Origin of the sequence: Paenibacillus sp. Y5S-9 (assembly GCF_036894235.1) — a bacterium.
In the GTDB taxonomy this organism is placed as follows: Bacteria; Bacillota; Bacilli; order Paenibacillales; family Paenibacillaceae; genus Paenibacillus.
Genome location: NZ_CP145887.1, coordinates 1,023,254 through 1,050,252 on the forward strand (window position 1 = coordinate 1,023,254; position 26,999 = coordinate 1,050,252).

Here is a 26,999-nt window from a genome sequence, read left to right on the forward strand (position 1 = left end):
TTATCACGAATAACCAATACAGATTATACGAAGAGGGGTAGACATGAAATGAAAGCAAAAATGATGCTTATGTTGCTTGCAGTAATGCTGGTTGTAGCTGCTTGTGGCAAAAAAGAAGAAACACCTGCGGCTGAAGGAACGAAGGAAGACACACAAGCTGCACAAGAAGTTACGCTGAAAGTGGCCACATTGATTCCGCCGATGACAGACGTACTGGATATTGTTAAACCGCTATTGAAGGAAGATGGCGTCAACCTGGAAGTTGTTGTACTGTCCGATAACGTTCAACCAAATACGGCACTCGCGAACAAGGAAGTGGATGCAAACTTCTTCCAACACGTGCCTTACATGATTCAGTATAATGAAGCGAACAATGCGAACCTGGTGGCCGTGCAGCCTATCTATAATGCCATCTATGGGGGCTACTCCAAAAAGTACAAAACGATTGAGGAATTGCCAGAAGGTGCAACGATTGCAATTGCAAACGATCCTTCCAACATTGGTCGTTCTCTTGTGATGCTGGAGCAGAACGGGTTGATTAAGCTGAAAGAGGGCGTAGGTTTTAACGCCACACAGGCAGACATCACCGAGAATACAAAGAACTTCAAGTTTGAGGAAGTGGACTTGTTGATGCTGGCTCGCATGATGGATGATGCTGATCTGGTAGCCATGACACCTGCATATGCCAGTCCGCTCGGTCTTACACCGAAAAAGGATGCATTGTTAACCGAGAAGGACGATTCCCATTTTGCGATTACCCTGGTTGCTCGTGAGGATAATAAGGACTCCGAAGCGATCCAGAAGTTGGCTAAACGCATGGCGGGTCCAGAGGTCAAAGCCTTCTTTGAAGAGAAATACGCCGATATTGCGATCCCGGCATTTAAATAGAGAATACGTTGGTCCAATATAAATAGCCTTTAGATCTGAGCGATAACGCTTGGATCTTTTTTTTGTCATCTGTGTGCTTATTAACAAGTATTTAGAAAGTTAACAATTTGGTCATATCCCCGGAACACTTTATTTAATAGTTTTTTCGTATAATTTGTTTGAAAATAGTTCTTTTGGATTATAAATTAAGAGATTTGTTCGAGTTTTTTAGTGTAAAAAGTGTTTTTTACAAGAATGGAGACCTAGTTTTTGGAAAGATGGTTTACAATCTATGAGAGCTTTACAAGAGTTAGATCAAGTAAATCTAAAATTAATCTGGAAGAGGTAGAGAAATTTGTCCCAAAAAAATAGCAAATCGAATTGGTTCAACAAGATGCATAATAACTTTAAGACGAAGTTGATCGTGTCCTTTATTGCTTTCCTGGCCATTCCATCGTTCAGTATTGGAGTTTTATCGTATAACAGTGCAAAAGATGAAGTGGAGAAGCAAATTTTACATAGTGCGATGGAAAACGTGAACCTTGCCAGTGCAACGATTGATCTTTCGATCAATGCCAAGCGGAATCATATTGAATACTATGCGAATACACTTGCAGAGCAATTACGACAAGAAGATGCCGAAGTTCGGGTTGTGAACGAATTGAAGGGGTACGCTGCGCAGAACACCGATATCATCACCATAGGTGTGGGAACAGAAGCCGGTGTGTATCTGATGTCCTCTGATGCAGAGATGCCCAAGGATTACGATCCCCGAGTAAGACCATGGTACACCGAAGCAATGGGAAAACCAGAGCAGGTCATTGTTACAGACCCATATATTTCTGCCGAGACAAACGAGATCACCATCACCATCGCCAAGGCATTGAATGACCAATCTGGTGTAGTCCAGCTGGATCTTAATCTGTCGAATATCAGCACCTTGGTGAGTGGAATTAACGTGGGAGAACAGGGATATCTGATTCTATTGGATGCCAGCGAAAAGTATATCTACCATCCCACGGTAGAACCCGGAACAGATGCAACAGAGGATTTTTGGAAACCGGTGTATGCGAATGAATCGGGCAACTTCAACTATACCTTTGATCAGGTTGATAAGGTCATGTATTACGCCACGAATGCATCCACGGGATGGAAGGTCGCTGGCACCATGTTCTCCTCTGAAGTAGAGGATGCCGCTGCACCTATTCTGAATCGAACGATTATGGTCATCGTTTCTTGTCTTGTCATCGGAATTTTGATCATCTGGCTGGTGATGCGATCGATTGTTAAACCGATCCGTCAATTGAAGGATCAGGCGATTCAGGTGAGCGAAGGGGATCTGACCCAGATCATTACAAGCACAAGTCATGATGAAATAGGTGAACTGAGTGATGCCTTTGGCAAAATGCAGCACAATCTGCGTGTGTTGATTCAAAATGTGGAGAACAGCGCCAGTCAGGTAGTCATTTCATCGGATGAAATGACTCAGAGCGCAGAATCAACCAGTGCAGCCAGTGAGCAGGTAGCGCGAGCCATTCAGGAAATTGCGAGTGGTGCGGAGAAACAGACCCAGGGTATTGAACATAACCATCAGGCCATGAATGAAATTACGATTGGTATTACAAGAATCGCCGAACGTTCCATACATGTCGCTGATTTGGCGAAACATACAACCGTACAAGCAGAAGAAGGCGGTAACACCGTCAAGCAGACGGTAAGTCAGATGCAATCGATTCAAGAGACGGTAGAACAGACAAACCAGTTGATTCAGGCGTTATATGAACGATCACACCAAATTTCAGCGATCACGGAGTTAATCGGAAATATAGCCAAACAGACAAACCTGCTTGCGCTGAACGCATCCATTGAAGCTGCTCGTGCAGGTACACATGGCAATGGATTCGCCGTTGTAGCAGCAGAGGTTCGCAAGTTGGCAGAGCAATCCGGGCAGTCCGTCAATGAAATCACCGTGCTGACTACGGCAGTACAGGAAGATATGGCTGCTTCCGTTCGCATGATGGAGAAGGTGACTTCAGAGGTTGGAGAGGGTATGGACATCTCTACAGAAGCGATTCGGAAGTTTGAACGTATTCTGGATAGCATGCGGGAAACGACACCTCAGATTGAAGAGATTGCTGCCACGTCGCAAGAGATCACAGCAGGTGTACAGGAAGTATCTGCTGTATCCAATGAGTTGGCAGGCATTGCGTCAGGCAACGCCGCAACTTCCGAAGAAGTGGCCGCTTCCTCAGAGGAGCAACTGGCAGCAATGGAGCAGATTTCTGCCTCGGCTCGTGGCTTATCTACCCTGGCTGAAGAGCTGCAGCGCCTGATTAGACAGTTTAAGTATTAAACGGGATCGTAGAAGGGAGTATCACACAGGGACAGCATCACATCATGTTTCATTAGAGGGAGTGGACAACCATGCAACTGGAACTCAAAGCCTTCTTACTGCTAACGGATGCGGTCATGATTACGGATGAGGAGGGTGTAATTCTGGATGTGAATTCCGTTTATGTAACCAAAACAGGATTCTCACGGGAGAGCACCATAGGTCAGCCTGCCAGATTGCTAATGGATACCCACTGGAGAGGCAATCAGACGTGGTCGGGCGTAGCCAAACTGATGAAGGCTGATCAGGAAGTGTGGGAAGCCCAAGTTACGATTACATCGGTTCATTTGGATGATTCTCTTTTTTATATCAGCATATTTAATGATGAATTTTCATGAAAAAAAATCGTTGTTTGGTGATAAGGGTATGTTAGCTGAAATTAGTAATTATTTTCAAGAAAATGGTCAATATCGTCAATTGAATAAGGGAGCCTGGCATACTATGATTTGTGTACTGAGGAACTGCGACCATGAATCGGACAACATTCATTGAATGCATGAAATCCTGAAGTCGTAATGTGGACGGTGACCATTTGCTACGCGATCTTGTATTAAATTTCACGCTAATTTTGATCTTTGTTTTCCTAATTCATCACTATCTGAACCATACAAATGCTACCCGTTCAACATCCATCACGACTCGGATCATTATTGGTATTACGCTGAGCATGTTGGGCACGGCGCTCTATTATTTCTCTATTGTGCTTGAGGATGGTACATTGTTGAATTTCCGGGCCAGTGTGTATCTGCTTGCTGCTTATTTTGGTGGGAGTGGCTCTGCGTTCGTTACTTTTGCATTCATGTGGATTTTTCGGATTAATATGGGGCGTAATCCCTTGTTGGAGAACTGGCAGTATGCGTTGACAGAGTTGTTATTTGTTGTAGCCATATGTCTGATCTTTAAGTATATCAGGGGATTTATGCAGAAGTGGTTGTCCGGAGCGTTGCTGCTGATTATTGTGTATGAACTTTCTGTACTAAAGACAAATTCTCCTTCTCTGCTAACGATGGGGCAGATTCTCTTTTTTCAATGTATCTGCCTGCTGTCCGTTATATTATTCCTGTATTATCTGAACCAAAATCATCGATATAGGAGATTGGTCATTCAGAGGGATCAGGAAATGCTGGAGATGCTTCGTATGCAGCCGGGTTTTACTTTTAAAATCCGAAAACAGAACGGAAAATTCGAGTATCTTGTGCTTGAGGGAGAGATGCTCTCCCGACTGGGCTTGGATATGAGTAGTCTGAAGCAAGATTACAAACTGGGCACACTGGATATTTTACCTCAGGAAAAGGTAGAATTTCTGCGAAAGCAGTTTAACCGGGCATGGGAAGGGGAATCTTTTTTTTACGAGATTGAGCATGGAGGTTACTATTCGTTAGTGAACGTTCGCCCTCTGCGAGAAGAGGGCGTGGTGAAATATGTCGTGGGATATGGACTTGATATTACGGAACACAGAGCGGTTAAACGAAGGATTCAAGAAAGTGAAGAGCGATATCGAACACTTGAGCGAGTGTCGGCAGACTGGTTTGTCGGATTGGATAACAACAGATGTATTGTGTCGGTTAATCAGAAATTTCTGGATGTTCTCGGTCTCGGCAGGCAGGAAGTGATTGGGCGTCAGCTTGAAGAATTGTTGTTCATTGAGCAGCTGGAGAACTGGTTGTTCGTTTTCCAAAAAGCCTTACATCACAATATAGCACAGGATACGGAACTGAGTTTCATTGTTGGAGAAGGTCATGAGCAGCAGGTTCGGGTTCACCTATACCCTGTTAAAGTATTAAACTCGAGTGAGAAAATTAAGGCAGTCATTCATGACATTTCGGATCACTATAGACGTGTTAAGGCCGACAAAGCAAGCCAGGCGAAGAGTGAGTTTCTCGCATTCATGAGCCACGAGATTCGTACCCCACTGAGCGGTATTATCAACTTTTCGGTGTTGCTTCAACGAACGGATCTATCTCCACAACAAAAGGATTATTTGAGTAAAATCAACGCGTCCTCCCAAACCTTGCTTGCCCTCGTAAATGATATTCTTGATTTTTCAAAAATAGAGGCAGGCAAGCTGATGTTGGAGAAGGTCTCTTTTTCACCAGAGGAAGTGATCAAACGTGTGGCAGATCAGATTGGTGTGGCCATCGGGCACAAAGATATCGAAGTGATCTTTACAACCGATCCCGATCTGCCGTTAACGGTAATTGGTGATCCATTCCGACTTGAACAGGTGTTATTGAATCTTCTGAGTAATGCGATTAAATTTACGGAGCATGGATATGTAACGTTGCAGGCAGAGGTTCTTTCATTGGAGACGGAGCGAGTTCATGTCCGTTTTGAGGTAGAGGACACGGGAATCGGAATGTCACCCGAACAATTGGAACGGCTCTTTGTCCCGTTTACTCAAGCGGAACCCTCGACGTATCGAACATATGGTGGCTCTGGTCTTGGGCTGGTCATCTGTTACCTCCTGGTCACCTCTTTGGGAGGGAGCTTGCGGGTGGATAGTGTGCTCGGAGAGTACAGTCTGTTTTCATTTGACTTGATATTTGAACTCGCAGATTCGGAAGAAGAAAGTTCCTTCCTGCAAACATACCCTCTTCTATATTCTGCCGATGATGTGGTTATCATTGAAGAAGATGAACGAATGGGCGCAAATCTGAAGCAGTTACTCTACTCATTCGGAATGAAGCCGAAGCTGTATCCTTCGTTGAACCATATGATGAAAAGTGATTGGTATGTCCCTCATGTAGATGGGGCAAGTTCCATGTTGATGATGATGGATATGGATGCAGAGGACACCGTGCACGATTCGTCATGGGACAGCTTCATGAAGCGATTGAATCGAACCAAATTTCAAATGGTGGGTTATACCCATGCTTTTAGTGAAAATGCCCTGTGGAGTGAGGGGAAATCCTTTCGCCCGGATCTCATGATGATCAAACCGATTACTCGTCTGGGATTGTTCGAAGTGTTACTTGCACTTCAGGGTGAAGGGCCATTGGAGAAAAAGCGGATGATAGAAGGCGATGAATCTTATTTGCTTAAATCCAAAGGGCACATTCTAATCGCTGAAGATCATGAAATCAATCAACTAGTCATTCGGGCCATGCTGGAACATACCGGATTCAAGGTTACGCTGGCAGACAGTGGCACAGAGGTTTTGAAGAAATTGGACGAACAAACATGGGAACTGATTCTGATGGACCTCTATATGCCAGCTATGAACGGAATTGATGCAGCGCGACACATTCGCAAGATGAGGAAATATGATCGTACACCTATTATCGCGCTTACAGCGAATAGTTTGAAAAGCGACCATGAATTATATCTTGAAGCAGGCATGAATGCCATCCTGACTAAGCCTATACATGAACAACAGCTCGCAGACATTTTGGAAATATGGATTGATCTTAAGGGCATAAGGGAGATCAATGGAATTGATGCAGATAAGGCGATCAGACAGATGGACGGCAAGCCGCATATTTTGCAATATGCGCTTACGAAATTCAGAATGGAGTATGGCTCGTTTCAGAAAAAACTGGCGATTCAACTTCAGCAACAGCAGATTGCTGATGTCATTCGTATTGTTCATTCTCTTCGAGGCGTAGCTGCGAATCTGCATGCAGTGGACCTGATGTGTGCGGTTCTCCAATTGGAATCGCTCTTGTCCCGTCCGTTATTTAAAGAAGATGAACTGCGTTCAGTATTGGAGAAGGTACAACAGGAAATTGATAAAATCACCGAGTCCCTGCCATGGTGATCGGAATGAAGCTGTGTTGTTTTAAGGTGTGAACTTATATCCGACCCCCCAGATGGTTTGAATGTATTGGGGGTTTTTTGGATTGTCCTCAATTTTTTTACGAAGCTTGGTAATGTGCACATCGATGGTGCGATCATTAATGTACGCATCAATACCACGAATGGCTTCAATCAGGGCATACCTACTGTAGACCTTGCCAGGATTGAGAATAAACAGCTTCATGATCTCAAATTCGGAAAACGTCATCTCTACGCGCTGGTTATTCAACAGAACAGTTCTTCGGGCCAGATCGAGAGATATTCCGGATTCCTGTTCAGTGACAACAGAGCTGTTCAATATGGAGTAGCGGCGCAATACGGCCTCAATACGTGCCTTCAGCTCCTGCATGCTGAAAGGTTTACATACATAGTCATCAGCACCATCTGTTAATGATCGAATCCGCTCAGAAACCTCGGTTAACGAAGATATGACAATAATGGGGATTGCCGTATGCTGGCGCATGAGAGAACAAGGATTCTTATTACCCGAATCAGGGAGCATCAAGTCAAGAAGCAGGATATCAGGCCGCGCTTGAAGCTGTAGAAGACCATCTCTTGCGTTATCGACACGGATAACATCATACCCTTCACCTTGCAAATACAAGGATAATGTATCGCCTAACATGTTGTCGTCCTCTATGATAAGCACTTTCGTCATGATATTCCTTTCTGAACCCCCTTCTTGTAGAAGGACTAAGATCCATGAATTACTTAATATACCTGATATTTAAAACATGCAACATGAGGAAGTCAAGACTCTAACATGACTCCAAGAAGGTGAGAGACTCCGATTTAATGCTTGCCAAGATGTGGATCAGTTTCACGCTCGATCAGGCGCATCAGTTTGCGTTCGGTAGCGCTCTCTGGCGCAGGGGTGTAGACACTGCAACGAAGATCGGAACTACCCTGAACCTGCAACGAAGTCAGATCAAACAACATTTTGCCTGCTTTGGAATGTCTAAATTCGATTAATACGTCCGGGGCACTGCTGACGCTGCTTTGTTTCCAAAGGGTATGAAAATCGGGATGTCTGTTCATCATGTCATCCAGAAATAAATTATACCATTCATCATCAACGTACTGACCATAGTAAGCACGAAAAATCGCCAGAAATCCGCTAACAAAATCCTCCCAGTTCACCGCGAGCCTGCGAAATTCCTTTCGATCAAATAACAGACTGATCATATTCCGCTGTTCGGGGGCAATCTGTTCAAAATCCATAAAAACATGCCGGGCTGCATCATTCCAGCCAACAATATAACAACGCCGATCCGAGATCACGGTAGGGCAGTGGTGAAGCTCTTGTAAAATTTTCTGCAAGGAAGGGTGAAGTTGAACCGGTTCTTCTTCCAGTGTGGGCAGCTCCATATGATGGTCCATGGCGAGCGAAAATAGATACTTTCGTTCATCTGCAGTAAGCCTTAGTGCTGAAGCAATGTTATCCAACACGGAATGGGAGACCTGAATATCCCGACCTTGTTCAAGCCAGGTATACCATGTTGTACTCACTCCTGCCAGTTGGGAAACCTCTTCTCTTCTCAGCCCAGGCGTTCTTCTCCGACTTCCAGTGGGTAAACCGACCGATTCGGGAGAAATTTTGGAACGCTGTGTTTTCAGAAAAGTGGACAATGCCTGTAACCTGACATCGTAGTTCACTCCATCACCTTCAATCCTCGTTATCATGGTAGTCATTATACTATTATAATTGACAACTTGTAATAGGATATTCAAAAGTGCACTATTAGTGGCAGAGCGTAAGAGTAAGGTAAACAACAGCGCTGAAGGAGGATGGACATGGAACGAGTCGTGATTACAGGTATGGGAGTCATCTCTCCTTTGGGAAATGATGTACATACATTCTGGAATGGATTAATTGAAGGTAGATCAGGTGTATCGCCTATAGAACATTTTGATACAGCTTTGTACAAAACCAGAATCGCTGGTGTAGTCCGTGATTTTGATGGTGAAGAGCGTTTTGGACGCAAGGAAGCAAGGCGTATGGATCGATTCGTTCAATTTGCTGTTGCTGCTGCGGATCAGGCTGTATCACAATCGGTTCTTGTGATGGATGAATTGGACCGTGAACGGGTAGGTGTATATATTGGTTCAGGTATAGGCGGCATCCAGACATTAATGGAACAAGGCAAGGTCCTGTCAGATCGGGGACCTGCGCGAGTCAGCCCAACACTGGTACCGATGATGATATCCAATATGGCGGCAGCTATGGTCAGTATGAGGTTTGGTTGCTGGGGGCCGACATTGTCACCAGTAACAGCTTGTTCCATTGGCAATACAGCCATTGGAGAGGCTTTCCGGGTAATTCGTCATGGCGGAGCTGATGTCATTATTGCTGGCGGGACAGAAGCGGCTGTAACGGAAGTGTCACTGGCAAGCTTTGGTAATGCAACAGCGTTGTCAACAAGAAATGAAGCGTTCCAAGCAGCAAGTCGTCCATTTGATGCGGGGAGAGACGGTTTTGTCATGGCGGAGGGCGCTGGAATTCTGGTTGTTGAGTCACTATCTCATGCACTGGGAAGAGGGGCGAATATTCTTGCCGAAGTGATTGGATATGGTGCCAGTTCAGATGCGTATCATATGGTAGCTACCCATCCGGAAGGGCGGGGTGCATATCTGGCGATGAAAGCAGCGCTGAAAGAAGCACAGATTGGTCCTGAGGATATTGATGTGATTAACGCTCATGCCACCAGTACGGAGGCAGGTGATCTGTCTGAGACGAGAGCGATTAAGCAACTTTTTGGGACAGGTGCCTATGATATTCCGGTCACAGCGAATAAGTCCATGACGGGACATATGCTTGGTGCAGCTGGTGGTGCGGAGGCGATCTCACTTATCCAAAGTCTGCGGCATGGCATCATACCTCCAACAATCAATCAGGAGCAGAGTGACCCTGAATGTGATCTGGATTATGTACCAAACGAGGCAAGAAAAGCGGATTTGCGGATTGGGATGTCTAATTCCTTTGGTTTTGGCGGTCATAATGCAGTTATTGTTCTTCAAAAATATTCATCTTAAGTCAAAAAGAAAAAGCTGCTTTAAGCAGAAAGAAAGCCGTAACCAAAGAAACAGCGCTGCCTGATGAGGCAACGCTGTTTCTTTGGTTACTTATGGATCACTCGTAAACACCATACCATTGGTTAACGGCCAAGTGGTTGTACGCCTCAGGAAGAGAGGGATGTTGATTCCGCCATGCCTTTGCTGCCCCGATTCAACCAGCTCACACGCCAGCGGGATTGCATGAAGAGAACCAGGAACAGGGAAGCTGCTGCAATCAGGCTAAGAATGACAAAACCTGGTGTATAGGATTGATAACTGCTGTACAGTTGACCGAGAATCAGCGGCAGTGCATACCCGCCCAATCCGCCAGCGGCACCTACAATACCTGTCATTAGACCAATCTCGTTACCGAAGCGTTGGGGAACCAGTTGGAACACCGAACCATTTCCGGCTCCCAGACACATCATGCCGAGGAACAACATGACTACCACAACGGGAAGTGGTGGCATGAAGGATACACCGATCAACATGATACAGGCACCTGTGTACAGGAAAGTTAGCATGCGAGTTCCCCCAATTTTGTCCGCCAAGTACCCCCCAACAGGCCGGAAGAAACTGCCTGCGATCACACAGAAGGTGGTAATGTCTGCGGCACGAACAGGAGAGAGTCCATACTGGGTGTTGAAGAAGATGGTGAGATAGTTACATAATCCAACGAAACCACCAAAGGTTACACAATAGAAGGCACAGAATACCCAAGCATCTTTTTGTTTAAGCAGACTTCCATATTGAGACAATTTCTTGGGTTCAGGCCGGTTAGGGCTATTCTTGGCAAAGATAGAAAAGAGAATAAATACGATAGCAATCGGTATAATAGCAAGTCCGAACACAACTTCCCAGCTGCCAAAATGCGTAGCCAAGCGATTGGCAAACAACGTCGCGAGTACGGTTCCGCTGTTACCCGCCCCGGCAATACCCATGGCCAGACCCTGATGCTCCTTGCCATACCATTGGCCTGCCAGAGGTAGCGCAGCAGCAAATGAGGCACCTGCGACACCAAGCAAGAGTGCCACCACGTACAGTTGGCTTAAAGAGTCAACCCATAACCAGCCGAGTAATAAAGGAACTAAGGTGACGAGCATCCCGATCTGTGCGGTTAGTTTCGGACCAATATAATCAGACATGAAGCCAAGCACAAGGCGCAGGATGGAGCCGCCGAGAATAGGCAATGCGACCAGATTGGCCTTTTCCAGCGGAGTCATCGGATAGTCCAATGCAATGACAACTGCGAGTGGACCCAGCATCCCCCATATCATAAAACTGATGTCAAAATACATAAACGCCCCGAAGAGGGTGGGCTTATGCCCGCTTTTCCAAAAACTTTTGCTCTCCATCATCCATCATCGCTCCTCATCCAATTGAGATCTTCGTGATTTGTCTATGTGCGTGTTAAGGCAGAAAAAGGCCGCAATTCGTCCAGATATGAACGATTTGCGGCCCCGTTGCCGACAGGCGGTACACGTCATTGTGTTCCCGCATCTGAGTTGATCACAGCACTGTGATTTTGATTCAAATTATAATCAAGAGAAAATATATATGTCAACAAAAATTACATGTAATTTTAAATAATTCATTTTTTATTGTATTTCGGAGTTTTGATGTTAATTTAGTTGACATTATATTGAGATTCCCTTAATCTGAATCTAATATGAATCCACACAAAGGCGTGTGTATTCCGGAGGCAACGGTGCCCTTTTCCGAATTATGGAGAAGGGATTTTTCTGTTTATTTTCAGGTGAGAGAGATAGGGGGCAGCCCATGAGTAGAAGCAAACTGGTGATTATCGGGAATGGCATGGCTGGAGTGAAGTGTGTTGAAGAGATTATCGCACTGGAGCCTGATACGTATGAGATTGTAATCTACGGCAATGAACCCCGTCCCAATTACAATCGGATCATGTTATCGAAAGTATTGCAGGGGGAGCATTCGTTACAGGATATCATAATCAATGATTGGACTTGGTATGCCGAGCGTCATATACGGCTATGTACAGGTGAAACGGTACACCGCATTGATACCCGTGGAAAATATATAGAGACGGAATCCGGACTAAAAGAAACCTATGATATCCTGATTCTGGCGACAGGGTCTTCACCTTTTATCCCATCGATTCCGGGAATAGATAAAGAGCGGGTCATGTCCTTCCGAACGATTGACGATTGTACGCGCATGTCTGATTATTCCAAAATCTATCGCAAGGCCGCCGTCATTGGTGGCGGATTGCTTGGGCTAGAGGCTGCGCGCGGGTTGCTGCATCTGGGCATGGAAGCTGTGGTGGTCCATAACGCAACTTACATTATGAATCGGCAGTTGGATCAGAAGGCTGCCACGATGCTTCAGGAGGAACTTGAAGGGCAGGGTATGTCCTTTCTTTTGGCCAGAAATACGCAAAAAATCACCGGACGATCGCAGGCCCAGGGGCTGCTCTTCACAGATGGTTCCAAGCTTGAAGCTCAGGTTGTCATTGTCGCTGTAGGGATTCGGCCAAATGTGGATCTGGCCAGACGAAGCGGAATCGCAACCAATCGGGCAATTATGGTAGATGACTATATGCGCACTAGTGTACCTGATATATACGCAGTCGGGGAATGTGCTGAACATCGGGGGATCAGTTATGGTCTGGTGGCTCCCTTATACGAGCAGGGGAAAGTACTCGCACGTACGCTCTGTGGGCAGGAAACTCCTGAATACAAAGGATCTATTCCCTACTCACAGTTGAAGGTATCGGGGGTTGATGTTTTCTCGGCGGGTGAGATCAGTGGGGAAGGCATGCAGACCGCAATTCAACATCTGGATGGCATTCAAGGCACATATAAAAAAGTGCTGATGCAGGCTGGAAAAGTGCGTGGAGCCATTTTATTTGGAGATACAACCGAAGGAACGGCATTGCTTGGACTTGTGCAACGAGGTGCAGATGTGGCGGAATTGGCTCCGTGTGAAGGGGCCCCAGACCCGGCTGAGATGGCTGCTGCGGCATTACCGGCTCAGGAGACCGTATGTGCCTGCAACAATGTGACCAAGGCGGCCATTATGAAAGCTATTCAGGAACAGGGTCTCGAGACGGCAGATCAGGTGAAGGAGCAGACTAAAGCGTCGGGTTCATGCGGTGGCTGTCGTCCGATGGTGGTTGCTCTATTGAAACATACACATAATCTGAAAAATAACGGGGGTACAGGCGTGGTAGCCACACCGGATAAACCTGCTCCAATGCCTGTATGCAGTTGTACGGAGCTTGGGCATGCAGAACTGAAGGAAATACTGGCTGACATCGTTGTTCTGGAGACAGTGCTACCAGACATATCTTTGATCTTGCAGAAGCTGGGTTGGGGTTCGGAACATGGTTGCTGGGTATGTCGCCCGGTAATTCATTATTACTTACAGGTATCCGGTGGAACAATTAATGACAGAGAGATCGAAGGTCACTCAGAGATTCAGGTGCGCTGGGATGATCGTATCCCACAGTTGTCCTATTCAAGAGATGCGGGTGGCTTGGCTAAACAGCTTCGTGCCCGGTGGATCGGCGCAGCGATGCCGTCGCCGGTGAATATGGGAGTCGCACCAGGGCCGGGGTCCTTGGTGAGCACGTTGGTGCAGGATATCGGTTTGCTGGCTTCACCAGCTGGGTGGGAGATCTATGCAGGCGGTCATGCAGAACATCCGGTCAAGCAAGGTGGCTTGCTCGGGGTGGCTGAAACAGAGGTGCAAGCGGCCACTCTCGCATCAGCCTGCCTTCAATGGTATCGACAAACCGCTTGGTATGATGAGCCGTTATGGGCATGGACGGAACGATTGGGATTCATGTCGATTCGGGAAACGCTGCTGGATGACCAGTTACAGAAGGAACTTGCAGCTACACTTCAAGCTGATATATAGATGAAAGGCGGGGATGGAAAGATGGGATTATCCGTGAGTTCAGAACCAACAGCCTCCAAGCTGTATGTAAAGGAAACCCAGTGTCCGTATTGCAGTGTGCAATGCAAGATGACTGTTGAAGAACTGGCTGCACCTGTTGCAGGGCAGCGTCGTGGTGAGTATACGGTTCAGGGTGTTCCGAATGAAGCCTCGCAGGGCAGGTTGTGTGTGAAGGGCATGAATGCTCATCAACATGCGCTCAGTGGTCAACGATTAATGCATCCGCTTATTCGTCGCAATGGCGAGCTTGAACCCTGTTCATGGGAGGAGGCTATTCAGACCATCGCAGAGCGGTTCCAGGACTTGAAAGATTCATACGGAGCAGATACGGTCGGAGTATACGGAGGCGGATCTTTGACAAATGAAACAGCCTATCTGCTCGGTAAGTTTGCCAGAGTTGCATTGGGGACAAAATATATCGACTATAATGGACGGTTCTGCATGTCAGCTGCGGCTTCAGCTGGCAGTAAAGTGTTTGGGATGGACCGTGGATTGACGTTCCGTCTGTCCGATATTCCCAAGGCAGGTTGTATAGTACTCGCAGGTACCAATATTTCAGAATGCCAACCTACCCTTCTGCCCTACTTCAATCAGGCCAAGGCGAACGGGGCATTCATTATCGTTATTGATCCACGCAAAACGGCAACCGCAGCTATTGCCGACCTTCATTTGAAGGTGAAGCCTGGCATGGATGCTCTGCTGGCAGATAGCATGTTGAAGGTGATTATGGATGCCGGATTGGTGAAGCCTCATTTTATAGACAAACGAACGCATGGTTACGATCAATTGATACAAGGGTTGGCTGATCTGCAACTCGAACAGGCGGCACAAACGTGCGGGGTTGATCTGGCGCTGATTCGTCAGGCAGCGATGGCCTATGGTGAGGCAGAGACAGGCATGATCATGACAGCACGTGGTGTGGAGCAGCAGACGGATGGACATATGGCAGTGAGACACTTTTTGAACCTGGTGCTGGCGACTGGCAAAATTGGCCGAGAAGGCTGTGGATATGGTGCCATCACAGGTCAAGGCAATGGGCAGGGCGGACGGGAGCATGGGCAGAAGGCTGACCAGCTGCCGGGTTATCGATCCATTGAAAATGAAGCCGATCGTGCCTATGTGGCATCCGTCTGGGGTGTGGACCCTGCAAGTTTGCCAGGCAAAGGGGTATCCGCCTACGAGATGATGGAGAAGGTCCATGATCAGGAGATTCGGGCATTACTTGTAATGGGCTCCAACCCGGTCGTATCTAACCCCAATGTGCGTTTGGTGGAAGAAGGTCTGCGCAAGCTGGACTTTCTGATCGTGGCAGACATGTTTCTGTCCGAGACAGCGCGAATGGCTGATCTGGTTCTCCCGGTTACATCTTATATGGAGAATGAAGGTACACTGACCAATCTGGAGGGGCGTGTTCTGCTCCGCGAACAGGGGCGGCCTGCACCGGGAGAAACGCTTGATGATTGGGATATATTATGCCGGATTGCCGCGCAATTGGGTAAAGCTTCTTATTTTGAATATGACACTGCTGAGGATATCTTTAATGAGCTTCGGGTGGCGAGTCGTGGCGGAGTGGCTGATTACTATGGCATTACCTATGAGCGTTTGCGTAACGAGAAAGGGGTATACTGGCCGTGTTCTGCCCTGGATGATCAGGGAGAAGGATTGTTGTTCGGTGAACGATTCGCACACCCGGACGGCAAAGCGGCATTCACATTCGAATCAAGTCCAGGATGGAATGATGTATCGCCGAAATTCCCCCTAATTCTCACCAATGGGCGTGTGCTGCCTCATTATCTTACAGGGGTGCAGACACATCGAAGTCCGGCACTGGCAGCTCGTGAATTGGAGAACTTTGTTGAACTTCACCCGGCTACCGCTGCCCGTTATCGTATTCACGATGGAGAGTGGGTGGAGATTCAATCGACGTACGGAAGCTTCACGGTTCGTTCGCGCATCAAAGATTCGATTCGGGAGGATACCTTGTTCGTGCCGATGCATTGGGGTGGCATTCAGAATGTGAATCGGGCCACCAGACCAGAGCTAGATCCGTTCTGCCGAATGCCTGGGTTCAAGACAGTGGCCGTAACCATTCGACCTTTGCGCTTGGCCAGATGATTCATGCAGGTTTCAGTTTATAAAGGTTCTCAGGCATCATAAGCTGTTCTAATGGTATCTAAGCGGCTGCACAGTCCATATTTATATGAGACTGTGCGGCTTTTTTTGCGTATATGTACGCAAGTAGGCCATAGTTCCGTGGTTCCACGTAAACATGAGGATTGGCTCATGAATATGGATTGAATTTTAGTTATGATGTTCATTAGGGGTACGTATGTACGTATTTTATATTTTATTTAGAGACAGATCGTCATTTCGAGTTTAGGTTATTCCGCATCGTGGTATAGATATCGGGGCTTATGGAAGCTTCTTCAAATATAGTAGGACAAGGGAGGGAATGCGGTGAACGTATGGATAACGGTAAAAAGTCTGGGTAAGCGCAAGCCGGTACTTGCCAAGCAAGCTGCCGAACTTCCGGAAACAACTCATACGTTAAGGCAGCTCATTGAGAACATGGTGGCTCTACAAGTAAAAGCGCTTCAGGACAAGAAACAACAGGCAGAATTGCTCGCCTACCTGATGCCGGATGATATTAAGGCGCAAGGAGCGGCGGGGAAAGTCGGGTTTGGCGCAGTATACAATGAGGGTGTTCCTGATCTGAATAGTGCGATGGAGACAGCTATAACCGCCTATGAGGATGGATTGTATAAAGTGTTTCTCAACGATGAAGAATTGCAGGAGCTGGATGAGTCACTTGTTGTAAAAGACGGAGATAACGTGGTATTTATTCGTTTTACAATGCTTGCCGGACGTCTGTGGTAGAGAGCGATGAAGGAGGAGAACAGGATGAATCAGGAAGAGCAAGTACAGGTGTATATGGAAGGATTGCAGGAAAGAGCCAAGTCGTTAACAGGGGTACAGCTTGAGCTGGCAGGCTATGTTGTGGAGATCGCCGGGTCTACCTATTTGCGTGGAGATGAAAAGATGTTTTTGAATACTGATAAGCTGCTTGGAAGGCTGGCTGCAGAAACGCAGAAACCATTATTCCAGCCACTATTGGATGTACTCGAGCATCTGGCGAGCGAGTCATTGGTTTCACGATTCCGTTATATCGCAGAGCGTGCGACTCGTTTCCCATACAGTAACAACTATGAACGCCGCCCTTTCCGCACATCCGATCCGGAGCAGCATGTAGAACAAGTCATCCGTAAACTGATGGGATTGTTCCGTATGGAAATGAAAAATTTCTCCTTGGAAGAATATGTGTCACTACGTGAGTACAAGCTGGATTATCTGCATGAGATCCGTTGGGTCCTGGCCGATTGTATCGCTTATGAACTGGATCATCAGGGTGGAGATATGAAGCAGGCACTGCACGATATTATCTATGGTGACAATCAGACGGCGTTGTTAACCCATGAAATGATCAAAGGTATATTCATGAGCGATCAGGCGGATGCCTATCAGATGGTGGGTGAGCTGCTCGTTGCAGCAAGGTTGCAGGAAGGACTGCGCCAAAGCATTGTGGAGCGGATGGATGAAGGGACACTGGAAGCCTATATTTACATATTAAAAATCATTATCGACAACAACCTGATTCGTTTCAGTTCCGTGGTAAGAGCGCTTGCCGTATGGACGGGGATTGGCATAGAAGCAGCCAATCAGCGTGTTGCTGCACAGCTGATTGAACAGGCGTATGAGGCGCTTGTGCAACCAGAAGTGCGCGAATCCTGGCAGCAGGAAGCGAACGCCAACAAGCTCTTTATCAGCCTGTGGGCGACAGCGGTCATTGAAGAGAATGAACTGACGAGCAAGATCATCGAGATTATGGATCAAGGCCAATTATATCAGAAGATTGTTGCCCAATACGTACTGGCTAACAGCCAGAACAGAGAGCTTCGTTTGCACATTGCACGTCGTTATCTGGAGGCGCAGGATACCGAGTTGATGCACTGGATTGTGACCAACTATGATGCCATGTATATGTACAACTGGAGTTTCGAGAATGGAGAGAATCAGCGTAGTGTCTACGTGTGGCCATTGCCTGCGCTTGAAGATAAGGCATTGAGACGTCAGGACTTTGATCAATTCAAACAGATGTTGGCTGTCATTCCAAAAGGCGGATCAGGTGGACCATCGGGTGCACTTGAGTATGTTCACTACCGGATTGATACAGATGATGTAGTGAAGAAAATGTTATATCTGGCCGCTTATGATATGGACCCGGAATGGATCGGCGAAGTCATCGCAATCAAGGACCGATTGAGCCCAGAACTGCGCGGGGAACTGTTGTCCCAGTTTGTTCAGCATCCCGATAATGAGGTGCAAAGACAGTTTGTGTTTGAGAGTTTGTCTGATAAAAGCATCAGTAATCGGGAAAGTGCGCTCTCCAAGGCGAAGCAGCTCACGTTGACGGTTGAAGAGATGAAACAGATGGAGGCGCTGATGAAGCTCAAGACAGGCTCACTTCGTCAGAAGGTCATCCATGTATTGTTACTACAACCCGTGGACCAATTGACGGTTTCACTGAAGCGACTTTTGCAGGCCAAGAGTGAGTTGCAGCGTCTAGGCGCGCTCGAATTGTTGACCGAGATTGCGGCAGATCCGGATCGGGCAGATCAGCAGGAGCAATTGCAGCCATTGGCACAGCTGATTGAGACGCCAACCGCGAAGGAACAGAAGTTGCTCGACAAGCTGACGGATCAGGGGAGTCGCTATACGGCCGCTAATGGGTTTAATTTATTCGATCCGAAGCGACGTGAGCCATTGCTGGAAGAGAAGCGTGACCTCAAAGGCCACAGTCCGAAGGATATCTTTACACTTTCTCTGGATAAGACCAGACCATTCCTGCAGGGGCTCGATGAATTAGTGCATGAACACAGGGATCATGAGTATGAAGTGGAGTACTATGCTGGCTACAAAGACACGTTGTTAGTCGGAGCGAGTCTTCGCTCCAAGGTTCCGTATGGAGAGCGGAATGAAATGAAGCAGATGGAACAGTTCCCGCTACATGACATATGGGAAAACTTTATTCAACATGCTGGGTTTAGCAGTGTGGAACTGATGCAGCTATACATGGTTATACAGCTCCGGGATTTCAATGGCAAATTGAGTGACCATTACAGTTACTTCCATGATCAGTATGACTATGAAGAACTGCAAAAGATTCCGTTATTGGAAGGCTGGCGCAAGTCGTTTGCCGACCAGATCTATTCTCTGGATGACATCGAAAAGCTACAGCAGATGCTGGATTCGTTAACGTATAAGGATCAGGTAGTGGCACTGATATCGGCGGCATTTCTGGATAGCGATCCGATCGACACGTTTGAAATAGCTGAGAAAACCTGGGCCTCCATCATCGCGAGTATGCCTGCTGATCGACTCGAGAAAGAGTCAGGCATGCTTCATATTCTGACTGGACCTTGGAATTATGTGGTTCGTGGCAAAATCCATGACGATAACAGCTTCAAACGTTTCTTCCAGACAGCCTACCAGTTCGCCAGTCTTGTAGAAAATAGTCAACCGTTGTCCTTGCTGTCACTTGAAGATTTCCTGCGCGCGTACCAGCTGAACCTGATTGATGAACAGGAGATATATCGACAGGTTCTGGTCGGTGGGAATCGTCTGATGTTTATTCGGGACTTAACATCCACTCGTACAGAAGTGATCGCAAGTGATCCCAAGCTGATTCATTTACGGGATACGGTAGTTAATCGGATTCTGGAGATCGAGCTGACCCGGGGAGAACTCTCTACAGAAGTAAGTACACTTGCCATGAAACTGGAACGAATTGAAGGCATGGAACACTGGGTACATCTGGTCTCGGCGATGGATCAGGATACATTTGTCCGTGGATATATCTACAGTTATGGGGACAACACAACACGTAAAGAGACGTTTAGCTATCTAATTCAGAATTGTCATCCACGGGATGGAGAAGATGAGAAGCGTCTTGGAGAATTGCTCCAGAAGTATCCGGTGAATGAGAAAAAATTGCTGGAGGCAGCCATGTACGCCCCGCAGTGGATGGAGATTGTAGCAAAACATCTGGGATGGGAAGGTCTTCGCAGTGCAGCCTGGTACTTCCATGCCCATATTAATGAACGCTTTACTGCGGAGAAAGAAACCATCGTGGCCCACTATTCTCCAATCTCACCACAGGACTTTAATGAAGGTGCGTTTGATATTGCCTGGTTCGAGGAGGCTTATGCTGCTGTCGGGGAGGAACGGTTCAATCTGTTATACGATTGTGCCAAGTACATTTCCGGGGGATCTAACCACCGCAGATCCCAATTGTTCGCAGATGCTGCACTGGGCAAGCTTCGACTGGACGATATGCGTGAGTCCGTGTCAGACAAGCGAAACAAAGATCATTTGTTAACCTACAGTTTGATTCCATTCGCCGTAAATCGCGAACAGGATCTGCGTGAGCGATACGACTTCATTCAGAAGTTCCTGATGCAGAGCAAACAATTCGGTGCACAACGCCGTGCCAGTGAAGGTGTGGCATCACAGATTGCACTGGGCAATCTTGCTCGTAATGCAGGTTATGCCGATGTTACACGGCTGATGTGGGACATGGAAGCACGTAAGTTGGATGAGATGAAATCCTTCTTTGAACCTCATGCATTGGATGCTGACACGACAGCACAATTGGTCATTGATGAGGAAGGCCAACCTGAGATGGTTATCGTTAGCAAAGGCAAGACACTCAAGTCTGTACCTGCCCGGTTCAAAAAAGATGGATATATCGCTGAACTGAAAGAGCTCAAATCGGATCTGGTGGATCAGTATCGCCGGGCACGGCAGGAGCTGGAACGTTCGATGACTGCTGGAACATCCTTTACACGTGAGGAAATTGCCAGTCTGATGCAAAATCCGGTTATACATCCGCTGGTAAGAACGCTTATATTCCAGTCAGGTGACAAGACGGGACGATTCGATGTATCATCCAATGGTTTGGTTGCTCCAGGGCCGGAGGGTACGAACCATGCACTATTGGAACAGGATCAACTGTTGATTGCTCATCCGCTTCATCTGTATCAGAGCGGAAGCTGGAGTGAATTCCAGCGGGATCTGTTCACCCGTCAGGAGCGTCAGCCCTTCAAGCAGGTATTCCGTGAGCTGTATCTTCCTAACGAGGACGAATTGGCTAATGGTACGGTGTCTCGTCGATACGCCGGATATCAGATTCAACCGAAAAAAGCAGTAGCTCTGCTTAAAGGACGCCAATGGACTGTCAGTTATGAGGAAGGTCTGCAGAAGGTAAGTTACGAGCACAATCTGATTGCGAATCTCTATGCCATGGCAGATTGGTTCTCACCAGCAGATACGGAGGCACCTACCTTGGAGACGGTGCAGTTCTACGATCGTAAGAGCTACAAACCTGTAGCGCTGCAAGATGTGCCGCTGATGTTCTTCTCGGAAGTTATGCGTGATATCGATCTGGTGGTCAGCGTTGCACATGTGGGAGGCGTAGATCCGGAAGCCAGCCTGACAACAATTGAGATGCGTCACGTCATTGTGAACGAGTCGTTGCGTCTGCTGAAGATCGACAATGTACGTTTGGACGGGAATTACGCACGAATTGATGGTGAATTGGGTGAGTATGCTGTTCATCTGGGGAGTGGTAATGTGTTCAAACAAGCTACAGGTGCACTTCATATTGTTCCGGTGCACAGTCAGCATCGGGGTCGAATCTTCCTGCCATTCCTGGATGAAGATCCGAGAACAGCTGAGATTCTGTCCAAGGTGATGTTGCTCGCCGAAGATAAAAAGATCAAGGACCCGCAGATTCTTGCACAGTTACAGAACTAGAATTGAACCGCCCCACGGGGCGGTTTTTCTATTTGTTACTCCGATTTTCAATGTAACTCCGAATCTCATTATAACAAGTGTAGAACAAGAATCATGGACGGAAAGTGAACAAAATGGAGCAATTCCAACATAAAGGCAGCTGAAGAACCTGTTAAAAGGGACCTCAGTTGCTTTTATATTTTTGGATATTTCAATGGACCGGATTGGTTCCGTTTTCAAATAGACTTAGGACCCAGAGTGTGTCGACATATTCCTTAATCTGATAATTAATTGCATTAATTGGTTTATCGGGAGTGGGTCGAACCGACTGTTTTTAAAAGTAAAGAATTTGTTCGAAAGTAGTTACGGAAATGTAAATAATTCGTTTTCTTGTTTTGTTATCTGAATTGTTAATATGGTGATTCCAAAGAACTAGGCTTGTTCTAATCGGTCATTTACCAAATTTAAGGGGATGTAATTCATGATCATGTCGGCTATCGTTAGGAAGCGAAATCTGCTGACTTGCTTGCAGGCTGCAGTTTCAGAAGCCATGTGCAGGACGACCTGAATGCTTGAAAGACTGGGATCAAGCCAGTTTGCATTCCCTTGTATACATGTATTCAATATGTGCACAAGAAAAATGATCAAGAGAGAAGGAGAACTTACAACATGAACAGAAGACTCAATCTGATTTTCCTCAAACGATGGTTTATGTTATTAATCATCGTGGCCGTTGCGGCTATGCCGCTACACGCCTTCGCCGCGGAGGCGGAATCTGGGGCCAATCGTCCTTGGATGAACAAATCCTTGTCTGCGGAGGAACGCACCGAGCTGCTGCTCAAGGAGATGACGCTGGAGGAGAAAGTTGGATTCGTAACCGGTAAAGTAAATAACTATTATGGTTTCTATAATGATGGATTGGAGCGCCTCGGCATTCCGGCATTACAGATGGCAGACGGACCTGCAGGGGTACGTGTGGCTAACCCGGATGTGCAGGACAAAAAGTCCACGGCACTGCCTGCACCCATCGCGCTTGCCGCTTCCTGGGATACCAATCTGGCCAAGAAATATGGCGATCTGATCGGTCAGGAAGCACATGATACAACACATAATGTAGTGCTCGGCCCTGGGCTGGATATTGCACGTACACCATGGGGTTCCCGGAACTTCGAATCTCTCGGGGAAGATCCGCTATTGGCTTCGGGCATGGGTGCAGCGTATGTGAACGGGATTCAAAGTAATCCGGTTATCGCTACAGCGAAACACTATATCCTGAACAACCAGGAGACGGAACGTTTCACGACCAATGCAACAGCCAGCGAACGTGCCATTCAGGAAGTCTATGCACGTCCGTTCCAGGCGATGGTTGAAAAAGCGGATCTTGGTTCTGCAATGTGTTCATTTAACCAGGTGAACGGTACATACGCTTGTGAGAACAAGGAGATGCTGACCGATGTCCTTCGGGATCAGTTTGGCTTCGAAGGGTTCGTCATGAGTGACTACGGTGCAAACTTCAGCACAGCCAAATCCGCCAATGCGGGTCTGGATCTGGAGACACCTGGAGAGCCGTATGGCAAATGGGGAGACAAATTGCTGGAAGCCGTGAACAATGGCGAAGTCAGCGAGCAAACCATTGATGAGAAGGTTAGACGCATTTTGCTTCAAATGTTCGATAAAGGGCTGTTCGATAACCCTGTAACGAATACACAAATCAATGCCAAGAAAGACGGCAAACAGGCACGTGAAATTGCAGAAGAGAGCATGGTTCTTTTGCAAAACAACGATAATGTACTGCCGCTGTCCAAGAAAAACGTGAAATCCATCGCTGTCATCGGACCGGATGCAGATAACGCATCTGCTGCTGGTGGAGGTAGCAGTCTGGTTAATCCGACGTATACTGTAAGTCCGCTTCAAGGCATTCGTAACCGTGCTGGTAACGGTGTGGATGTAAAATATGCTGCCGGAACCGATCCTATCTCCGCAGGAGATGCATTTAATGGACCATCCGCCGTACCTTCTACTCTTTTATCACCAGCGGATGCTCAGGAAAGTGAAAGAGACTATGGTACAGATCGTGCGGAATATGGTCTGCGTGCTGAATACTGGACGAATAAAGATATGGAGGGTAACCCTTCTCTGGTCCGTACAGATAATCAGGTCAACATGAATCTTGGATTTTACAACTATGAAGGTTTTAACGCACAATCTTCCAAGCTTCCAGTGACACCAACGAAATTCAATGCCAAAATGTCTGCTCGTTGGACAGGGGCGATCACAGCACCTCAAACGGGTGAATATAAACTGTCCCTGACCAGTCTAGGTTCTGCGAAACTGTATGTGGATGATAAGTTACTCGTAGACAATCAAGGTGAAACACTGAGTACAACAAAGAAAGAAATCACATTCAAAGAAGGCGAGTCCCACAATATTCGAATTGAGTATCGTACGGATTTCCCGGTACAGACCAATCATGATATGGGTGCACAGGTTCGTTTTGGCTGGGAAGCTCCAGAAGACGCTGTGGATATCAAAATGCAAAAAGCAGTTGATCTGGCGAAAAAATCCGATGTTGCCGTCGTGGTAACTCGTACGTATGACAGTGAAGGTTACGTCGACCGCTCCGATCTGGAACTGCCAAATAACCAGGAGCAGCTGATCCGCAAGGTAGCAGCAGCCAATCCAAAAACGATCGTGGTGCAAATGAGTGGTCGCGCTGTTGAAATGGATTCCTGGCAAAAAGAAGTGCCATCCATCGTTCAGGCTTGGTATGCAGGTCAGGAACAAGGTAATGCAGTGGCACGTGTTCTGTTCGGCGATGTGAATCCATCCGGTAAGTTGCCGGTGACGTTCCCATCAGATGATTCCCAAACTCCGGTATCCACTGCGGAACAATTCCCGGGTGTGAATGGGGTGGGCAACTATTCCGAGGGTATCTTTGTAGGGTATAAAGGATATGACAAAGAAGGCATGACACCGGCGTTTGCCTTTGGACACGGACTGTCTTATACCGATTTTAATTATCGTAATCTGCATGTGAAAAACACAGGCAAAGGCGACAAAGCAACCGTAGAAGTATCCCTGAACTTACGTAATACCGGTAAAGTTTCCGGTGCAGAAGTTGTACAGGTCTATGTTGGCAATCTGCCAACCAAAGTTGAAACGCCAGAGAAGCAACTTGCTGGCTGGGCGAAGGTAGATCTGAAGGCAGGCAAGCAGCAACGGGTCAACATTCAACTGGATCGCAGTGCATTGTCCTACTGGGATGAAACATCCCATGAATGGGTAATGCCTAAGGGTAAAGTCCAAGTGTATGTTGGCAGTGCATCGGATGATATCCGTCTGACAGGCAGTGTGAATATCGGAAGCAAGTCCGGTAAATAAAAGTGCAATCTGGGAGATCAAAAAGTTGTTCTCCCAGTGAAGTTATCTGCGTCAAGTGCAGTTTGTTCTAATTCATATAGATTAGGAAATTGAGTCGTGGCCCAGTGGCCGCGGCTTTTTCCACAATGGAAGGAGAGTGAAGCGTGATGAACATACGCTGGCGAGAGCATCCCAAACGATGGATGATCCTGTTGATCGCAGCTGTTTGTAGTGTTGGTATAGGAATCTGGCTTATCTTCAACCGAGGTGAACACCCCGTACCGCCACCGGTTGCGGACAAGCAGAGAGTGGTCGAAGTCTGGTTAACCACGGGAGATCAGCAAAATCTGCTTACACCACAGAAGCCCATTCCAATTACCGATCACCATGATGCAGACACAAGCTCTTCCGTTTCTTCAACGCAGGAGTCAGACACATCTTCGTCGTATTTCACCATACAGATTGACCCGGACAAGACGTATCAGACCATGGATGGATTCGGCGCAGCGATGACGGGTTCGTCGGTACATCTGATTAATCAGCTTCCAGAGGAGCAGCAAGAACAACTACTCAAGGAGATGTTCTCGACGGAAGGGCTAAACATGGATATGGTACGTCATACGATTGGTGCCTCCGATTATTCGGTAGATGAATCAGGCGCGGCTTCAAGTTATACCTATGATGATATAGAGTCCGGCACGGACTATGAGATGGAACACTTTTCGATCGAAAAGGATCAGGAAGTCGTGAATATGCTGAAGCGTGTAGCTGGTTTGAAACCGGATCTTAAAGTGCTGGGCACACCGTGGACGGCCCCGGCCTGGATGAAGTATGGGGAGAAGACCACTAATGGTTGGTATCTGGATTACAACGATCCTCAGGTGTATGAAGCTTACGCGAGATATTTCGTGAAATATATCAAAGCTTATCAGGCAAAGGGCATTCCCATCTACGTGATCACGTTGCAAAATGAACCGGAGTTCACCTCGGATAAATATCCGAGTATGAGTATGGGATCCGAAGAACAAGCGATGTTCATTCGGGATTATCTCGGCCCGGCGCTACAGGATGCAGAACTGGACACGCGAATCATCGCGTATGATCATAACTGGGATCAGGCGGTTGAATATACCGGTAAGGTGCTTGATGATGAGCAGGCTGCTGCCTATATCGATGGATCTGCTTTTCACTGTTATGCAGGTGATCCATCTGCCATGTCGGAAGTGCATGAGCGCTTCCCAAACAAAAACATCTATTTTACCGAATGTAGTGGTGGGGAGTGGAGTCCTGATTTTGGCGAGAATCTGAGCTGGCAGATGTCCAATCTCATCATTGGTGCACCTCGCAACTGGGCGAAAAATGTACTGCTCTGGAACATCGCACTCGATCCGCAAGGTGGACCCACGAACGGTGGCTGTGAGAACTGTCGTGGGGTTGTGACGATTGACCCGGAGCGTGATGAAATCATCAGAAATGTCGAGTATTATGCGTTAGGCCACATCAGCCGTTATGTACGTCCGGGAGCCGTAAGAGTTGCTTCTACGCAAGAACAGGGCCAGCTCGAGAACGTAACCTTCCGCAATCCGGATGGAACGATGGTGCTAGTTGCGGCTAACACGGGCGAGGCAGAAGTTTCCTTTGATGTAGTCATAGATGGAGATTTATTTCGATATATACTGCCATCCCAATCGGCAGCAACCTTCCGTTGGAAGCCAAAAACGGAGGTAGAACGTTGACTCAAGATTGG

At 47.1% G+C, this 26,999-nt stretch carries 14 protein-coding genes; 11 read left to right on the forward strand and 3 right to left on the reverse strand.

The window, feature by feature from the left end; all coding sequences use genetic code 11:
- The first annotated feature begins 48 nt into the window (after positions 1–48).
- From V6669_RS04535 to V6669_RS04550, 4 genes are all read left to right on the forward strand, one after another.
- Entirely contained in the window at positions 49–888 is an 840-nt protein-coding gene (locus V6669_RS04535) for a MetQ/NlpA family ABC transporter substrate-binding protein (protein ID WP_338591089.1), read from the forward strand.
- 373 nt (positions 889–1,261) lie between these two features.
- On the forward strand, positions 1,262–3,220 hold the full coding sequence (locus V6669_RS04540; protein WP_338594836.1) for a methyl-accepting chemotaxis protein: 1,959 nt from the start codon (positions 1,262–1,264) through the stop codon (positions 3,218–3,220).
- A gap of 71 nt (positions 3,221–3,291) precedes the next feature.
- A complete protein-coding gene (locus V6669_RS04545) occupies positions 3,292–3,597 on the forward strand; it encodes a PAS domain-containing protein (RefSeq protein WP_036672654.1) in 306 nt (101 codons plus the stop codon).
- A 179-nt stretch (positions 3,598–3,776) separates the two neighbouring features.
- The gene (locus V6669_RS04550; protein ID WP_338591096.1) at positions 3,777–7,016 is read left to right on the forward strand and encodes a response regulator; all 3,240 of its coding nucleotides are present in this window, start codon (positions 3,777–3,779) and stop codon (positions 7,014–7,016) included.
- Between the two features lie 21 nt (positions 7,017–7,037).
- Here V6669_RS04550 and V6669_RS04555 read toward each other — a convergent pair whose 3' ends face one another.
- Positions 7,038–7,712 (reverse strand): response regulator transcription factor, encoded by a 675-nt coding sequence (locus V6669_RS04555; RefSeq protein ID WP_091034665.1) that lies wholly within the window; start codon positions 7,710–7,712, stop codon positions 7,038–7,040.
- A 134-nt stretch (positions 7,713–7,846) separates the two neighbouring features.
- Positions 7,847–8,710 carry a helix-turn-helix transcriptional regulator gene (locus V6669_RS04560; RefSeq protein WP_338591100.1) on the reverse strand — a complete coding sequence of 288 codons (864 nt, stop codon included), beginning with the start codon at positions 8,708–8,710 and terminating at the stop codon, positions 7,847–7,849.
- Positions 8,711–8,848: 138 nt separating this feature from the next.
- Here V6669_RS04560 and fabF point away from each other — a divergent pair, with 138 nt between their 5' ends.
- Positions 8,849–10,087 (forward strand): beta-ketoacyl-ACP synthase II, encoded by a 1,239-nt coding sequence (gene fabF / locus V6669_RS04565; protein WP_338591102.1) that lies wholly within the window; start codon positions 8,849–8,851, stop codon positions 10,085–10,087.
- 146 nt (positions 10,088–10,233) lie between these two features.
- On the opposite strand, the gene V6669_RS04570 is transcribed toward fabF, so the two are convergent.
- Positions 10,234–11,463, reverse strand: a complete 1,230-nt coding sequence (locus tag V6669_RS04570; protein WP_338594837.1) for a nitrate/nitrite transporter — start codon at positions 11,461–11,463, stop codon at positions 10,234–10,236.
- 424 nt (positions 11,464–11,887) lie between these two features.
- Between V6669_RS04570 and nirB the strand changes: the two genes are divergently transcribed.
- The 6 genes from nirB to V6669_RS04600 all read left to right on the forward strand — a co-directional run bounded on the left by nirB (position 11,888) and on the right by V6669_RS04600 (position 26,988).
- On the forward strand, positions 11,888–14,002 hold the full coding sequence (gene nirB / locus V6669_RS04575; RefSeq protein WP_338591104.1) for a nitrite reductase large subunit NirB: 2,115 nt from the start codon (positions 11,888–11,890) through the stop codon (positions 14,000–14,002).
- 21 nt (positions 14,003–14,023) lie between these two features.
- Positions 14,024–16,156, forward strand: a complete 2,133-nt coding sequence (locus V6669_RS04580) for a molybdopterin oxidoreductase family protein (protein WP_338591106.1) — start codon at positions 14,024–14,026, stop codon at positions 16,154–16,156.
- 342 nt (positions 16,157–16,498) lie between these two features.
- Positions 16,499–16,918, forward strand: a complete 420-nt coding sequence (locus V6669_RS04585) for a hypothetical protein (RefSeq protein WP_338591108.1) — start codon at positions 16,499–16,501, stop codon at positions 16,916–16,918.
- A gap of 24 nt (positions 16,919–16,942) precedes the next feature.
- Positions 16,943–21,913 carry a DUF4132 domain-containing protein gene (locus tag V6669_RS04590; protein ID WP_338591110.1) on the forward strand — a complete coding sequence of 1,657 codons (4,971 nt, stop codon included), beginning with the start codon at positions 16,943–16,945 and terminating at the stop codon, positions 21,911–21,913.
- A 648-nt stretch (positions 21,914–22,561) separates the two neighbouring features.
- Positions 22,562–25,273, forward strand: coding sequence for a glycoside hydrolase family 3 C-terminal domain-containing protein (locus V6669_RS04595; protein WP_338591112.1), 2,712 nt, complete (start codon positions 22,562–22,564; stop codon positions 25,271–25,273).
- 146 nt (positions 25,274–25,419) lie between these two features.
- On the forward strand, positions 25,420–26,988 hold the full coding sequence (locus V6669_RS04600) for a glycoside hydrolase family 30 beta sandwich domain-containing protein (protein ID WP_338594838.1): 1,569 nt from the start codon (positions 25,420–25,422) through the stop codon (positions 26,986–26,988).
- Positions 26,989–26,999 lie beyond the last annotated feature (11 nt).

Excerpts from the sequence above, each read along its gene's own strand:
- V6669_RS04535 (WP_338591089.1), top strand. The coding sequence starts at position 49 with ATGAAAGCAAAAATGATGCTTATGTTGCTTGCAGTAATGCTGGTTGTA.
- V6669_RS04540 (WP_338594836.1), top strand. The coding sequence starts at position 1,262 with ATGCATAATAACTTTAAGACGAAGTTGATCGTGTCCTTTATTGCTTTC.
- V6669_RS04545 (WP_036672654.1), top strand. The coding sequence starts at position 3,292 with ATGCAACTGGAACTCAAAGCCTTCTTACTGCTAACGGATGCGGTCATG.
- V6669_RS04555 (WP_091034665.1), bottom strand. The coding sequence starts at position 7,712 with ATGACGAAAGTGCTTATCATAGAGGACGACAACATGTTAGGCGATACA.
- fabF (WP_338591102.1), top strand. The coding sequence starts at position 8,849 with ATGGAACGAGTCGTGATTACAGGTATGGGAGTCATCTCTCCTTTGGGA.
- V6669_RS04570 (WP_338594837.1), bottom strand. The coding sequence starts at position 11,463 with ATGGAGAGCAAAAGTTTTTGGAAAAGCGGGCATAAGCCCACCCTCTTC.
- nirB (WP_338591104.1), top strand. The coding sequence starts at position 11,888 with ATGAGTAGAAGCAAACTGGTGATTATCGGGAATGGCATGGCTGGAGTG.
- V6669_RS04580 (WP_338591106.1), top strand. The coding sequence starts at position 14,024 with ATGGGATTATCCGTGAGTTCAGAACCAACAGCCTCCAAGCTGTATGTA.
- V6669_RS04590 (WP_338591110.1), top strand. The coding sequence starts at position 16,943 with ATGAATCAGGAAGAGCAAGTACAGGTGTATATGGAAGGATTGCAGGAA.
- V6669_RS04595 (WP_338591112.1), top strand. The coding sequence starts at position 22,562 with ATGAACAGAAGACTCAATCTGATTTTCCTCAAACGATGGTTTATGTTA.
- V6669_RS04600 (WP_338594838.1), top strand. The coding sequence starts at position 25,420 with ATGAACATACGCTGGCGAGAGCATCCCAAACGATGGATGATCCTGTTG.